Source organism: Leifsonia sp. 10L418 (genome assembly GCF_056395445.1).
The window spans coordinates 177,128-190,777 of sequence record NZ_JBFTJN010000003.1 but is presented as its reverse complement, the minus strand read 5'-3'; the positions used below and the strand labels follow the sequence as shown (position 1 = coordinate 190,777).

At 65.8% G+C, this 13,650-nt stretch carries 11 protein-coding genes; 4 read left to right on the top strand and 7 right to left on the bottom strand.

Translation table 11 applies throughout. The annotated features are described in order from the left end of the window. The first annotated feature begins 57 nt into the window (after window positions 1-57). The 4 genes from AC1DCF_RS08825 to AC1DCF_RS08810 all read left to right on the top strand — a co-directional run bounded on the left by AC1DCF_RS08825 (window position 58) and on the right by AC1DCF_RS08810 (window position 4,228). Window positions 58-1,104, top strand: coding sequence for an ABC transporter permease (locus AC1DCF_RS08825; protein WP_477210681.1), 1,047 nt, complete (start codon window positions 58-60; stop codon window positions 1,102-1,104). Then, window positions 1,101-1,910, top strand: a complete 810-nt coding sequence (locus tag AC1DCF_RS08820; protein ID WP_477210680.1) for an ATP-binding cassette domain-containing protein — start codon at window positions 1,101-1,103, stop codon at window positions 1,908-1,910. The genes AC1DCF_RS08825 and AC1DCF_RS08820 overlap by 4 nt, the downstream gene beginning before the upstream one ends. Beyond that, on the top strand, window positions 1,907-2,230 hold the full coding sequence (locus tag AC1DCF_RS08815) for a putative quinol monooxygenase (RefSeq protein WP_477210679.1): 324 nt from the start codon (window positions 1,907-1,909) through the stop codon (window positions 2,228-2,230). The genes AC1DCF_RS08820 and AC1DCF_RS08815 overlap by 4 nt, the downstream gene beginning before the upstream one ends. A 480-nt stretch (window positions 2,231-2,710) precedes the next feature. Further along, window positions 2,711-4,228, top strand: coding sequence for an HNH endonuclease signature motif containing protein (locus AC1DCF_RS08810; protein WP_477210678.1), 1,518 nt, complete (start codon window positions 2,711-2,713; stop codon window positions 4,226-4,228). Between the two features lie 135 nt (window positions 4,229-4,363). On the opposite strand, the gene AC1DCF_RS08805 is transcribed toward AC1DCF_RS08810, so the two are convergent. The 7 genes from AC1DCF_RS08805 to kdpF all read right to left on the bottom strand — a co-directional run bounded on the left by AC1DCF_RS08805 (window position 4,364) and on the right by kdpF (window position 13,250). Next, a complete protein-coding gene (locus tag AC1DCF_RS08805; RefSeq protein WP_477210677.1) occupies window positions 4,364-5,134 on the bottom strand; it encodes a metal-dependent hydrolase in 771 nt (256 codons plus the stop codon). 146 nt (window positions 5,135-5,280) lie between these two features. Continuing rightward, a complete protein-coding gene (locus AC1DCF_RS08800; RefSeq protein ID WP_477210676.1) occupies window positions 5,281-6,030 on the bottom strand; it encodes a response regulator in 750 nt (249 codons plus the stop codon). Next, entirely contained in the window at window positions 6,027-8,636 is a 2,610-nt protein-coding gene (locus tag AC1DCF_RS08795) for a DUF4118 domain-containing protein (protein ID WP_477210675.1), read from the bottom strand. The genes AC1DCF_RS08800 and AC1DCF_RS08795 overlap by 4 nt, the downstream gene beginning before the upstream one ends. Before the next feature lie 3 nt (window positions 8,637-8,639). Further along, window positions 8,640-9,251, bottom strand: a complete 612-nt coding sequence (gene kdpC / locus AC1DCF_RS08790; protein ID WP_477210674.1) for a potassium-transporting ATPase subunit KdpC — start codon at window positions 9,249-9,251, stop codon at window positions 8,640-8,642. Window positions 9,252-9,292: 41 nt separating this feature from the next. Continuing rightward, window positions 9,293-11,482, bottom strand: coding sequence for a potassium-transporting ATPase subunit KdpB (gene kdpB, locus AC1DCF_RS08785; protein WP_477210673.1), 2,190 nt, complete (start codon window positions 11,480-11,482; stop codon window positions 9,293-9,295). 5 nt (window positions 11,483-11,487) lie between these two features. Beyond that, a complete protein-coding gene (gene kdpA, locus AC1DCF_RS08780; RefSeq protein ID WP_477210672.1) occupies window positions 11,488-13,161 on the bottom strand; it encodes a potassium-transporting ATPase subunit KdpA in 1,674 nt (557 codons plus the stop codon). After that, window positions 13,161-13,250: a K(+)-transporting ATPase subunit F gene (kdpF, locus tag AC1DCF_RS08775; protein WP_441792221.1), complete on the bottom strand. Its 90-nt coding sequence runs from the start codon at window positions 13,248-13,250 to the stop codon at window positions 13,161-13,163. The genes kdpA and kdpF overlap by 1 nt, the downstream gene beginning before the upstream one ends. Window positions 13,251-13,650: the final 400 nt, after the last annotated feature.

Sequence of the window (13,650 nt, the reverse complement as noted above, 5' to 3'; positions counted from 1 at the left end):
GCGGTCCCCGATCCCCGCCGCCTCACCACCACCGCACGAAACCATCGGAGTTTTCACGTGAGTCAACAAACCAGCGCGGTTGCACCAGAAACCGCAGCGATTGATCTGGCCGAGGAGTTCCTCGACCGCACGACGCCCCTCAGCCGCGTTCGAAATGCGCTGCACCGCTACCCGGCAATCAGCCCGGCCATCGTCCTTGTGCTCGCGGTGATCGTGTTCGGGCTGCTCAACGAGCGCTTCCTGAATCCGGCCAACCTCTCGCTGATCACCCAACAGGTCGCGGTAGTCGGCACGCTGGCCATTGCACAAACCCTCATCATCTTGACGGCCGGAATCGACCTCTCCGTCGGAGCCGTCATGGTGCTGAGTTCCATGGTCATCGCCCAGAGCACCGTACAGGCGGGGCTGCCCGCCATCCTCGGGCTCGCCGCCGGCCTTCTCGTCGCCCTCGGCGCCGGCGCCCTCAACGGGTTCCTGGTGACGAAATTCCGTCTTCCACCATTCATCGTCACCCTCGGAACGCTCAACATCTTCGTGGCGCTCACGCTTCTCTACTCATCCGGTGCCACGGTGCGTGGCGCGGAGATGCCCGCGCTGCTCACGTGGACGGGCGAGACCTTCCAGGTCGGAGGAGTGAACTTCACAATCGGCGTCGTATTGATGCTCGCGGTTTACATCATCGTCGCCTTCATTCTCGGTCGAACGGCCTGGGGGCGTCACGTCTACGCGGTCGGTGACGACAAAGAGGCAGCACGTCTCGCTGGCATCAGTGTGAACCGAGTGCTGATGAGCGTGTACTTGGCCGCCGGTGCGATCCTCGCCATCGGCGCGTGGATTCAGATCGGCCGGAGCAATGCGGCTTCCCCGAACGCCGGGCTCGACCTCAATCTCGACTCCATCACCGCCGTGGTGATCGGAGGAACCAGCCTGTTCGGTGGCCGCGGCACCGTCTGGGGCACCCTGCTGGGTGCGCTCATCGTGGGCGTGTTCCGCAACGGCCTCTCCCTCGCCGGGCTTGACGTGCTCTGGCAAACCTTCGCCGTCGGTGTGCTCATCGTCGTCGCGGTCTCGGTCGACCAGTGGATTCGAAAGGTACGCAAATGACCCTCAGCACGCCCACCCAGCAGGCAGACGATGCCGCGGCCACAGAATCCCGCACGCCCATCCTCCAAGCAAAGCGCCTCGTCAAGACCTTCGGTCGAGTCGTCGGCCTCGATGGCGTGAGCTTGGAGCTCTACCGCGGCGAGGTTCTCGCCATCATCGGAGATAACGGTGCAGGCAAGTCGACACTCATCAAGTGCCTGACGGGGGCCGAGATCCCTGACGAAGGTGAGCTCTTCCTCGAAGGCCAGAGGGTCAGCTTCAAGCGCCCGCAAGACGCGCGCGCCGCCGGCATCGAGACCGTGTACCAGAACCTCGCCGTCTCGCCGGCGCTCGATGTCGCCGCGAACCTGTACCTCGGACGCGAGATTCGCAAGGCAGGTGTTCTCGGCTCGCTGTTCCGCATCGTCGACACCAAGGGTATGAGGCAACGGGCTCGCGCCGAGCTCAACGAACTCGGAATCACGACGCTGCAGGACGTGACCGTTCCCGTGGAGAACCTTTCTGGCGGCCAGCGCCAGGCCGTCGCTGTGGCGCGTGCCGCCGCATTCGGTTCCAAGGTCGTCGTGCTCGACGAGCCGACCGCTGCGCTCGGAGTGCGGGAATCGAACCAGGTGCTGGAGCTGGTCAAGAAACTGCGCGACCGAGGCATCCCGGTCATTCTCATCAGCCACAACATGCCGAACGTGTTCGAGGTTGCCGACCGCATCCACATTCAGCGTCTTGGCAAGCGTGCGGCCACAATCACTCCGCAGTCGCACTCGATGACGGATGCCGTCGCCATTATGACCGGGGCGCAGCGCGCGTGAGCACGCCAGTTTCAACCGGGACGGTCGCCCTCTCTGCAGAGTTCGCGGCCGTTCCGGGGCGCGGGGGTGAAGTCGAGAAGTTGATCGCTGCATTCGCCGACGTAGTTCGTGCGGAGCCCGGCAATCTAGTCTTCGACGTGTATCGCAAAGTCGACGCGCCCGATTGCTTCTTCGTCTACGAGATCTATCGTGACCAAGCGGCGTTTGAAACCCATATCGCAGCCGACGCGGGCGCCGTGTTCAACGCGGCCCTCAACAAACTCACCGTCGGCGACGGATCAACGCTCACCTTCTTGCGCGCAGTCGGCGGGCTCAACTGAGTGGTTGTCGCGGCGTAGTGGTTGTCACGGCGTAGTGGTGCTGCAGAGCGCGGTGCACGCTGACAGTGCGGGGCTCGGGACCTGCTTCGACCGGTTTCGACTCGACTACCGGCGGAATCGCCGCGGGCATCCTGGTGATGCTCGGCGCTGCACTTGCCTTCGTCGCAGCTCGACGTCGCACGGCGTAGCTCGACACTGCTAGTTCGAGATAGTGGGAACAGGCTCGACTCTTCGGAGTCGGGCCTGTTCTGCGTTGCTCTCGGTGATCGAGCTTGTCGAGATCCCGCGAGCCGATGCCTGAACGCGCCCCGGTGATCGAGCCTGTCGAGATCCCGCGAGCCGGCCTCTGAACTCACCCTGTTCTGAGGCTCACTCCTCACGTTTCCGAGCTTGCTCCTCCACAGAACACATGTTAGAAAAGTTATCCACTGATCCTGAGAAAAACTCGTATTCCAGTTCTGATTTTGAGAGAATTGAAGCATGGAATCAGAGCCTGTTTCCCTCATCATTACCCCGACCACCGACACTCCGGTGGCCGCGGTCATGGCGCAGGTTCAGGCGCTTCTGGTCGACGTGATGGCCGACCTTCAGCCCCATTTACTCTCCGACGATGACGTTCTCGGGAGCTTGGGGGCGATGGAGGCCGTGGGCCGCCTGGTTGATGCCGGCCGGGTCGCCCTCGCCGCCGATGTCGACGCGCGCTCCGACACGAGAACCCAGAACGAGTCTCTGGCCCGCACGCGCGGCTGTGCCACCGGCACCGACCTGATCACGATGGTCACCCGGGTCTCCGCCCGGGAGGCGAAACGCCGGGTCAGGCTCGGCGCGAAGACCCGGATCACCCAGGTCGTCGGCGCGACACTGCCACCGCGCTACCCGGTCGTCGCCGACGCGCTGACCGCCGGGATCATCGGCGTCGACGCGGCCGAGCAGATCGTCACCGGCCTGACCGACCTACCCAGCTTTCTCGCCCCGGACGCCGTCGATGCGGCCGAACGCGGTTTGGTCGCCTCGGCGACCGGCACGGTCACGGCCGAGAACGCGGGCCTGCCGAATGCGGGGTTCGCGTTCCCGGCCGACCTGATCCGCGGGCAGGTGCTGCAGTGGAAGGCGCTCCTCGACCCCGACGGCACCGCCCCGGCCGACGGGACCGCAATGGAGGTGCGCAGCACCGTCGGCTTCGGCCAATTCCGTGACGGGCTCTACCCCTTGCGCGGTGGGGTCACCCCGGAACTCCGCGGGGTGATGAACGGGATCTTCGACACCTATCTCAGTGCTCATTCTCAGCCCGTTCCGGCCGAGCCCGGCCGGTTCCCGACCGCCGAGGAACAAGCCACCCAGCAGGCCGAGGAGCAGGCCCGGATCGACGCCGGCGAGGTCATCCCCGGCGCCGACCAGTTCGAGGCGCTCGATACCCGCACCGGCGGCGAGAAGTGCGCCGACATCCTCCGCGGCGTGTTCGATGCCGCCGCGCGGGACGCCGGCACCCCGACGATGGGCGGGGCGGCGCCGACCGTGATGGTGCACGTGAATGCGACCGACCTGATCGATGGCACCGGGGTCGGCTGGGCCGACGGCGTCGAGGCGCCTCTGTCGATCAGCACCGTTCAACGCCTGGTCTGTGCCGGGGGGATGCAGAAGATCGTCTTCGCCGCCAACGGCGAAATCCTCCAACTCGACATGACGACACGGTTCTTCACCCGGGTGCAACGCCGGGCGATCCTCGCCCGCGACGGCGGCTGCGTCATCCCCGGCTGCCTCTCCCCGCCGAACTGGGCGGAGATGCACCACGTCATCCCCTGGTATCGCGGCGGCCCAACGAATGTCAACAACGGTGTCGCGCTCTGCTGGTACCACCACCACACGATCGACACCTCCGGCTGGCTGATCCAACTCGTCGACGGGGCCGTGCAGGTCAAGGCACCACCCTGGATGGGACTCGGCGGAGACTGGCTCCCCGCCAACCAGCACCGCGCCCACACCACACTCGGCCGGTAACGATCGGCACACCGGGTCTCGACAGGCTCGACCACCGGGATGGCCGCGTTCCCGAGATCGGCACACCGGGTCTCGACAGGCTCGACCACCGGGACGACCGCGTTCCCGAGATCGGCTCACGGGATCACCGGAACGTTAGCGCTGAACGACTCGCCACACCTCGAGGCCGACACCGGCAAGCGCATAGATCCCCAGTGGAACCATCAAGCACCACTCCCGCCAGGAGCCTGTGTTGCCGAGAATCGGCAAGGCAAAGTACCCGCCTTTGGACCAGAGGGCCTTGAGCAGTGGAGTCCGAGTGACCAATCGGGGTGCCTTGACTTTCAGCGGCCAGAACAGCGGGAGCCCTCCGGTGGTCAGAAAGTCGCCGGCGAGATGTGCGGCCCAACCGATGGCGATGCAGAGTGGCAGCCACTCCCACTGGTGCGGGCTCAGCCAGCTGATCAACGCCGCGATCGTGCCTCCGATCGCCCAGGCTTGGCACCATCCCGGCACGACAGTCAGCACCTTCACCGCGAATGCCAGTAGCGCAGCGGCGGCGATGGCCGATCCGACGAAGACCGCTCCGGTGCTGTCCTCGGCATACCAGCTCGACTGAGCGAGCCAGAGCGCGGTGCCGAGAACCAGAATCGCGGAGAGCAGTGAATGGGTGCCGTGGCGATGCCCACCTGACGCGGCACGGACGGCTCCGGTCGCGAGCCGTCCGACACCCGGCAGTGAATGGGCGATCGTCGCATTGTGGTGATCGGCATCGGGCAACAACGCTGCGCCGGCGCAGACGACCGCGCCGAGCACGATGCTCACCGGGCCGAGCGGATGCCAGCCCAAAGTCGGAATCTGAGTGGCGGTGGAGGTCACGGCGACCCACGCGGCGGCGCCGGTGATCGCGTGATGGGTTCCCATCATGGTGGTGCTGCTTTCGGGTCAACGGGCTGTAGCTTCGTTGCCCCGGGTTCTCCGGTCACGCCCACCACAAGCATGACAGCCACCACTGACACGACCCATGTGAGCGAGGAGTGCCCGGCCGGAGCCGGCCGAAGTCGGGCGACGTCCTACGCGTCAGGAGTGAAGCGATACCCCATCCCGGCCTCAGTCAGCAGGTACCGCGGTCGTGACGGGTCCGTTTCAAGCTTCTTGCGCAACTGAGCCAGGTAGAGACGAAGGTAGCCGCTGTCACCGGTGTGGTTCGGCCCCCACACCCGTGTGAGTAGCGCCTCCCGCGTGACGAGTCGGCCGGGGTTGCGCAGCAGCTCCTCGAGGATCAGCCACTCGGTGGGCGTCAGCCGCACTGCCTCCGTCTGTTGGCCGGAAGCCCCGTCAACGGTAGCCCCGTCAACCGTCATCCCCTCGCTGGCGGCTCCATTGGCCACGACTCGAGTGACCTGCTTGGCCGCCAAATTGACGGTGATGTCGCCGAAGCTGACCACCGGTTCGTCATCCGGCGCGACAACGCGGCGCGTGAGCGCACGGATGCGCGCAAGCAACTCATCGATCGAGAACGGCTTGGTGACGTAGTCGTCGGCGCCCGCATCGAGAGCGTCAACCTTGTCTGCGGCGCCACTGCGCCCCGACACCACGAGAATTGGAACCTGCGACCACCCGCGCAACGCGGTGATCACCCCGATGCCGTCGATGTTCGGCATGCCAAGGTCGAGCATCACCAGGTCAGGATGGTGCGCGATCGCCGCGTTGAGCGCCGCAGCACCGTCGTCGGCAGTGACGATCTCGTAACCGCGTGCACCCAGGGTGATGCGCAGGGCGCGCAGAATCTGGGGGTCGTCATCGGCGATGAGAATCTTCATGCGTCTGCCTTTGTTGGTGAGCCTGGTGAGCCTGGTGAGCCTGGTGAGCCTGGTGAGCCTGGAGCGTCTGGAGCGTCTGGAGCGTCTGGTGCATCTGGTGATCCCAATGCACCGGGAATTTCTGGAGATCCGGTCGCGACGGCCGGCAGCGAGATCACCATAGTGAGCCCGCCTCCCGGAGTATCATCGGCCTCGAGCGTTCCACCCATCCCCGCGACGAACCCTTGCGACAGAGCCAGACCGAGTCCGAGCCCGGTGAGATTGTCGGTGTCGCCGAGGCGCTGGAACGGAATGAAAACCACATCGCGGCGGTCTGCCGGGATTCCGGGTCCGTGATCGATCACCCTGATCTCCACCGTGCCGGCGAATTCGCTCGCCGAGATGCGGATGCGCCGCCCAGTGGGGGAGAACCTCGTCGCGTTGGCCAGCAGATTGACGATGACTCGCTCGAGCAGCCCCGGGTCGGCCAGGATCAGGCTGAGATCTGCAGGCAGGTCGAGTTCGACGTCGTCGGGCCCGAGCCCCAGCTCGTCGAGCGCCGGAAGGATGACCTCCGCCGCTTCAACCGGCTCGGCCGCAATGGCCAGCGCACCCGCCTGCAGCCGGCTGACGTCGAGCAGGTTCGTGATGAGCGCGGCGAGAGAGTCGAGGCTTTCACCGGCGGTCTCCAGAAGCTCGGCGCGGTCGTCCGCCGAGAGCGTCACATCCGTCGCCCGCAGCCCGCTCACCGCAGCCGTCGCAGCAGACAACGGCCGACGCAAGTCATGACCGACCGCGGCGAGCAAGGCGCTCCGGATGCGATCGGCCTCGGCCAACGGACCGATCTCGCTGGCCGTCTTGGCCAGGTCGTTGTGCTCGAGCGCCGCATCCATCTGGCTGGCAATGACGGTGAGCAGCCGGCGTTCCGACGATTCCAGGTCCGCGCCGTGAAGCTCAAGCACTGCCCGCTCGCCGACCGGAATGGTCGAGGTGTGATCGTCGGCGTGCGACTCGCCGTCTTCATAGACGACCGTGTCGCCGACCCGCAGCTGCACAGCGGTGAGGGAGAACGCCTCGCGCGTGCGGGTGACAAGCGCCTGCAGGGCATCTTCGCCGCGCAGCACACTGCTCGAGACGGTGGCCAGGAGTTCGGACTCGGCCGCCGCCCGCTTGGCCGTGCGCCCTCGCCGCGCGCTGATGTCGACCACATAGCTGACGAGCACCGCGTTGACGATGTAGAGCACGAGGGCGAAAAGATGCAGGGGCTCCGCCACGGTGATCGTGTAAAACGGCTCGACGAAGTAATAGTCGAGGGTGAGCCCCGACAACACGGCGGCGAACAAGGCAGGCCACATGCCGCCGACGAGAGCGACCAGAACGACGAGAAGCTGGTAGCTGAGCACATCACTGGTGATCGACTCGGTCGTGCGAAATGACACGAGCAGCCAGGTGAGGAGCGGGCCGCCGATGAGCGCGAGGGCGAAGCCGAGGATGCGCCGACGCAGCGAGAGAGCACCGCCGAGGCGGGGAAGCGCGAACTTGCCGCCCGCCGCCGAGTGGGTGACGATGTGCACGTCGATGTCGCCGGATTCCCGGATCACCGTCGACCCGATGCCCGGCCCGGTGAAGGCGGCCATCAGCCGGGTGCGCCGGCTGACGCCGAGCACGAGTTGAGTGGCGTTCGCGGCCCGGGCGAATTCGACGAGCGCGCGCGGGATGTCGTTGCCGACGACCTGGTGGTAGCTGCCACCCAGTTCCACAGCCAGGGCACGCTGATCGGCAAGGGCCTGCGGATGCGGCGTGCGCAGGCCGTCCTGACTGATCACGTGCACGACGAGCAACTCGCCGCCGGCCGAGCGGGCGGCGATGCGCGCGCCCCGGCGGATCAGGGTTTCCCCCTCGGGGCCACCGGTCAGCGCGACGACAACGCGCTCCCTGGCCTCCCACTTATTGCTGATGCCGTGCTCGGTGCGATACGCCTTCAACGCGCTGTCGACCTCGTCAGCCAGCCAGAGCAGGGCCAATTCGCGGAGCGCGGTCAGGTTGCCGAGCCGAAAGTAGTTAGACAGCGCCGCGTCGATGCGCTCGGCCGGGTAAACGTTTCCCTCGGCCAGACGGTCGCGCAGCGCCTGGGGCGCCAGGTCGACGACCTCGATCTGGTCGGCCTCCCGCAACACCGCGTCCGGCAACGTTTCGCGCTGCACGACGCCGGTGATCTGTTGCACCACGTCGTTCAACGATTCGATGTGCTGAATGTTGACGGTCGAGATCACGTCGATGCCGGCGGCGAGCAGGGTCTGCACGTCTTGCCAGCGCTTCTGATTCACCGAACCGGGGGCGTTGGTGTGGGCGAGTTCGTCGACGAGCGCGATCTGCGGGTGGCGTTCCAACACCGCAGCCATGTCCATCTCGGTCAGTTCGACGTCACGGTGCGAGACGGTGATCCGAGGGATGACCTCGAGTCCCTCCACCATGCCGGACGTGGCCGCGCGACCGTGGGTTTCCACGATCGCGACGACCACATCTTTGCCTTCCTCGCGGAGGCGTTTGCCTTCTTCGAGCATGCTGTAGGTCTTACCGACGCCCGGAGCGGCGCCGAGCAACACTCGAAGTCGGCCGTGTTTCATCGGTTACTGGTCCATCTCTGAAAGGGCGACGTTCAACTGCAGAACATTCACGGTGGGATCGCCCAGAATGCCGAGGTCCCGTCCCTGAATCTTAGACTCGACGAGGGTTCGCAGCTGCTCTGCGGAGACTCCGCGTGCCGTGGCCACCCGGTCCACCTGCATCAGCGCGTTGGCCGGGCTGATCTGTGGGTCAAGCCCCGACGAGGATGCGGTCAGCGCGTCGGCGGGGATGTCGCCGGGAGCGACGCCGTCCGTCGCGGAGATCTCGGCCTTGCGGGAGGCGATCGCGTCGATCAGATCTTTGTTCTCCGGACCCCAGTTGCTGCCGCTCGATGCTGCGGCGTCGTAGCCGTCGCCCGCGGCCGACGGCCGAGGCTGGAACCACTCGGCGAGCGGCTGACCCTTGTCGTCGGTGAACGACTGCCCGATCAGGGCGGACCCGACCGTGGTGCCCCCGACGGCCACGGCGGAACCATTGGCCTGCCAGGGGAGCGCCAGCTGGCCGATCGCGGTGATCGCGAGTGGATAGACCAGCCCGAGTGCCACGGTGAGAACCAGCATGGCTCGCACGGCGACCCAGTAGTGCCGAGCGGTGGAGCGTTGTGTTGAGCTCATTTTCCTATTCCGTTTCGAGAATTCAGCTGAGAAGTTCCGGTTTAGAAGCCGGGGATGAGGCTGACGAAGAGGTCGATCAGCTTGATTCCGAGGAACGGGGCGATCACACCGCCCACGCCGTAGATCAGCAGGTTGCGGTTGAGGATGCGTGAGGCATTCATCGGCCGGTATTTCACGCCGCGCAGCGCCAGCGGGATCAGCGCCACGATGATGATGGCGTTGAAGATGATCGCCGACAGGATGGCCGACGCCGGGGAATGCAGCTGCATCACGTTCAGCAGCGCGAGGCCAGGGAACACCCCGGCGAACATCGCCGGAATGATGGCGAAGTACTTCGCCACGTCGTTGGCGATCGAGAACGTCGTCAACGCACCCCGGGTGATCAGCAACTGCTTGCCGATCCGCACGATGTCGATCAGCTTCGTCGGGTCGGAGTCGAGGTCGACCATGTTGCCGGCTTCCTTGGCCGCCGACGTTCCCGTGTTCATCGCCACACCGACATCCGCTTGAGCCAGAGCCGGGGCATCGTTGGTGCCGTCACCGGTCATCGCAACGAGGTTGCCGCCCTCCTGCTCGCGCTTGATCAGCGCGAGTTTCTCTTCGGGGGTGGCCTCGGCCAGGTAGTCGTCGACGCCGGCCTCTGCAGCGATGGTCTTCGCCGTCAGCGGGTTGTCGCCCGTCACCATGATGGTGCGGATGCCCATGGCTCGCAGCTCGGCGAACCGTTCCTTGATGCCTTCCTTGACGATGTCCTTGAGGTAGACAACGCCGAGGATGCGGGCGTGGCCGGTTGCCGACTTCGTGGCCACCACGAGCGGGGTGCCACCGGCCAGCGAGATGCGCTGCACCTGGGCGTCGAGTTCGGCCTTGGCCTGCGCCGTGACGGCGTCGGCGTCACGCATGCCGGAGTCACGCATCCATTCGATCACCGCAGAGCCGGCACCCTTGCGGATCTCGGCGCCGCCGGCGAGGTCGATGCCGCTCATCCGGGTCTGGGCCGTGAACGGCACGATGTCACCGCTCAGCGCGGTCGGCCTGACGAAACCCTGTTCCTCGGCCAGGTCGACGATCGACTTTCCTTCAGGGGTCGGGTCGCTCAGCGACGAGAGCGCGGCGGCCTCGATCAGGTCGGCCATCGCCACGCCCGACAGCGGGGCGAATTCTGCCGCACGGCGGTTGCCGTAGGTGATGGTTCCGGTCTTGTCGAGCAGCAGCGTGGTCACGTCACCGGCGGCTTCCACCGCGCGGCCGGACATGGCCAGAACGTTGCGCTGCACCAGGCGATCCATGCCGGCGATTCCGATGGCGGAGAGCAGGGCGCCGATCGTGGTCGGGATGAGGCAGACCAACAACGCGATCAGTACCGGAAGGCTCACCGTGGCGTCTGAGTAGCTGGCGATCGGGTTCAGCGTCAGCGTGACGACGACGAAGACGATCGACAGGCTGGCGAGCAGGATGTTCAACGCCATCTCGTTCGGCGTCTTCTGGCGGGAGGCGCCCTCGACGAGGGCGATCATCCGGTCGATGAATGTCTCACCCGGCTTGCTGGTGATCTGCACGACGATGCGGTCGGAGAGCACCCGGGTGCCGCCGGTGACGGCGCTGCGGTCGCCGCCCGACTCCCGAACGACCGGGGCGGACTCTCCGGTGATCGCCGACTCGTCGACCGAGGCGATGCCCCAGATGATGTCGCCATCACCGGGGATCAGTTCGCCGGCCGTGACGACGACGACATCCCCGAGTTGCAGTTCGGCGGAGGAGAGGCCGCGCGTGGTGGCATGCAGTGCTGCAGGATCGCCGAGCGGGTTGTAGTCGCTGACCCGATTCGCCGTGGTGTCGGTGCGGGTCTGGCGCAGGCTGTCGGCCTGGGCCTTGCCGCGCCCCTCTGCCACCGACTCGGCCAGGTTCGCGAAGAGCACGGTGAGCCAGAGCCAGACGGCGATCGCCCAGGTGAACGAAGGCGGAACGGCGGAGCCGCCCGACTCGGCCGGGCCGCCGAGGAACGGCTCGGCGATCGCCAGAACGGTGGTGAGCACCGCACCGATCTCGACGATGAACATGACGGGACTCCGCCACATGAGTCGCGGATCGAGCTTGGTGAATGCACCGGGCAGCGCGGCCACGAGCTGAGCGACACTGACCGCGCTTTTCTGCGCGGGTCGGTGCGGCGCTTGCGGAGTGCCTGGAGCAGAGTGCTCCGGTGCCGAAGACATGCGTGTGAGCGTTGACATGGTTGTTACTGCAACCCTTCAGCTAGGGGACCTAGCGCAAGAACGGGGAAATAGGTGAGGGCGGTGAACACGATCGTCACGCCGACGAGCAGGCCGACGAACTGCGGCTTGTGGGTCGGCAGGGTTCCGGCGGTAGCAGGCACCTTGTCCTGAGCGGCGAGCGAACCGGCCAGGGCCAAGACGAACACGATCGGGATGAAGCGGCCGAGCAGCATGGCCACGCCGAGAGCGGTGTTGAACCACGGGGTGTTCGCGGTCAGGCCGGCGAAGGCCGAACCGTTGTTGTTCGCCGCCGAGGTGAACGCGTAGAGCACCTCGGAGAAGCCGTGAAGCCCGGAGTTCCAGATCGACGTGGAGAGCACATCCGCTCGCACGGCGGGAATCGCGAAGCTGAGCGCGGTTCCGAGCAAGACGATGGTCGGCGTGACCAGGATGTAGAGGCTCGCGAGCTTGATCTCGCGGGTGCCGATCTTCTTGCCGAGGTACTCGGGTGTGCGACCGACCAGCAGTCCGGCGAGGAACACGGTGATGACGGCGAGCACGAGCATGCCGTAGATGCCAGAACCGACACCACCCGGCGCAACCTCACCGAGCATCATGTTGATCATCGGGACCATGCCACCGAGTGAGGTGTACGAGTCGTGCATCGAGTTCACCGCACCGGTCGAGGTCAGGGTGCTCGTGGTGGCGAACAAGGTCGATCCGGCAATGCCGAACCGCGTCTCCTTGCCCTCCATCGCGCCGCCGGCCGCCATCGGCGCTGTGCCGGCCCCGGCGGACTCCAGCAGGGTGAGCGCCGTGAGTGAGACGACGAAGATCGTTGCCATCGCGGCGAGGATCGCGTACCCCTGCTTGCGGTTGCCGACCATGGTGCCGAAGGTGCGCGGCAGGCTGAACGGGATCATCAGCATCAGCACGACCTGAAAGAGGTTGGTCCAGGCCGTCGGGTTCTCGAACGGATGCGACGAGTTGGCGTTGAAGAAGCCGCCACCGTTGGTGCCGAGCAGCTTGATCACCTCTTGCGACGCAGCGGGCCCGCCTGGAATCGACTGCGTGCCGCCGCTCAGCGTGGTCACCTCGGTGAAACCGTTGAAGTTCTGGATGACGCCGCCGGCGATCAGGATGATCGCGCCGAGAGCGGCGATCGGCAGCAGCAGGCGCAGCGTGCCCCGAGTCAGGTCGACCCAGAAGTTTCCGATTGTGCCCGTCTTGCGGCTGGCGAATCCTCGGATCAACGCGATGGCGATGGCGATGCCGACGGCGGCAGAGACGAAGTTCTGCACGGCGAGACCCATGATCTGCACCGTGTAGCCCAGCGTCACGTCAGGCGAGTAGGACTGCCAGTTGGTGTTGGCGACGAAGGAGGCAGCGGTGTTGAACGAGAGCCCTTCCGGCACCGCCGGGAAGCCGAGCGAGTAGGGCAGGATCGCCTGGGCACGCTGAAGCCCGTAGACGAAAAGCACGCCGATGGCCGAGAACGCGAGAACCCCGCGGAGATAGGCCGGCCAGGTCTGCTCGGCCCGGGCATCCACCCCGATCAAGCGGTAGAAGCCGCGTTCGACTGCGAGGTCTTTCGAGCTCGTGTAGAGGCGTGCCATGTAGTCGCCGAGCGGGCGATACAGGGCAGCGAGGATGACGACCAGCGTGGCGGCCTGGAGAATCGCGAACCACGCGTTCATCAGAACTTCTCCGGTTTCACGAGGGCGTAGACAAGGTAGGCAATCGAAGCGACGGCGAGCGCTGCGGCCAGGATGTTGAAGAAGATCACAGCTTCTCCACCCCCCAAGCGACGAGGCCGACGAGTGCGAACACGGCGATGATGCCGAGAACGTAAACAAGGTCGAGCACGGAAACTCCTGCTGTTTGAGCGACGCGAACCCCCGGTCGGGGTGCGTGCACCACGGGGGTGCAGAGAACGATTAGATACCTCCTGGTAGCGCGTGGCGCTGGTCCTAACGGTTTCCTCACGGTGCCGGCGCAAAACCTAACGGTTCTGTTCCAGCACCGTGTTCTGCGATTCCTTGGAGGGTTCTCCTGGTTCCTTGGCGGGTTCATTGCCCGTGCAGAACGCGCTCAGTCAAGCTCCCTAGATATACCCCCCGAACGGGGGTATCCTTCGCGGCGTCAAGCCCTCGTTGCGTGAAGCGATTGCGAGCCCCCTTCGAGGC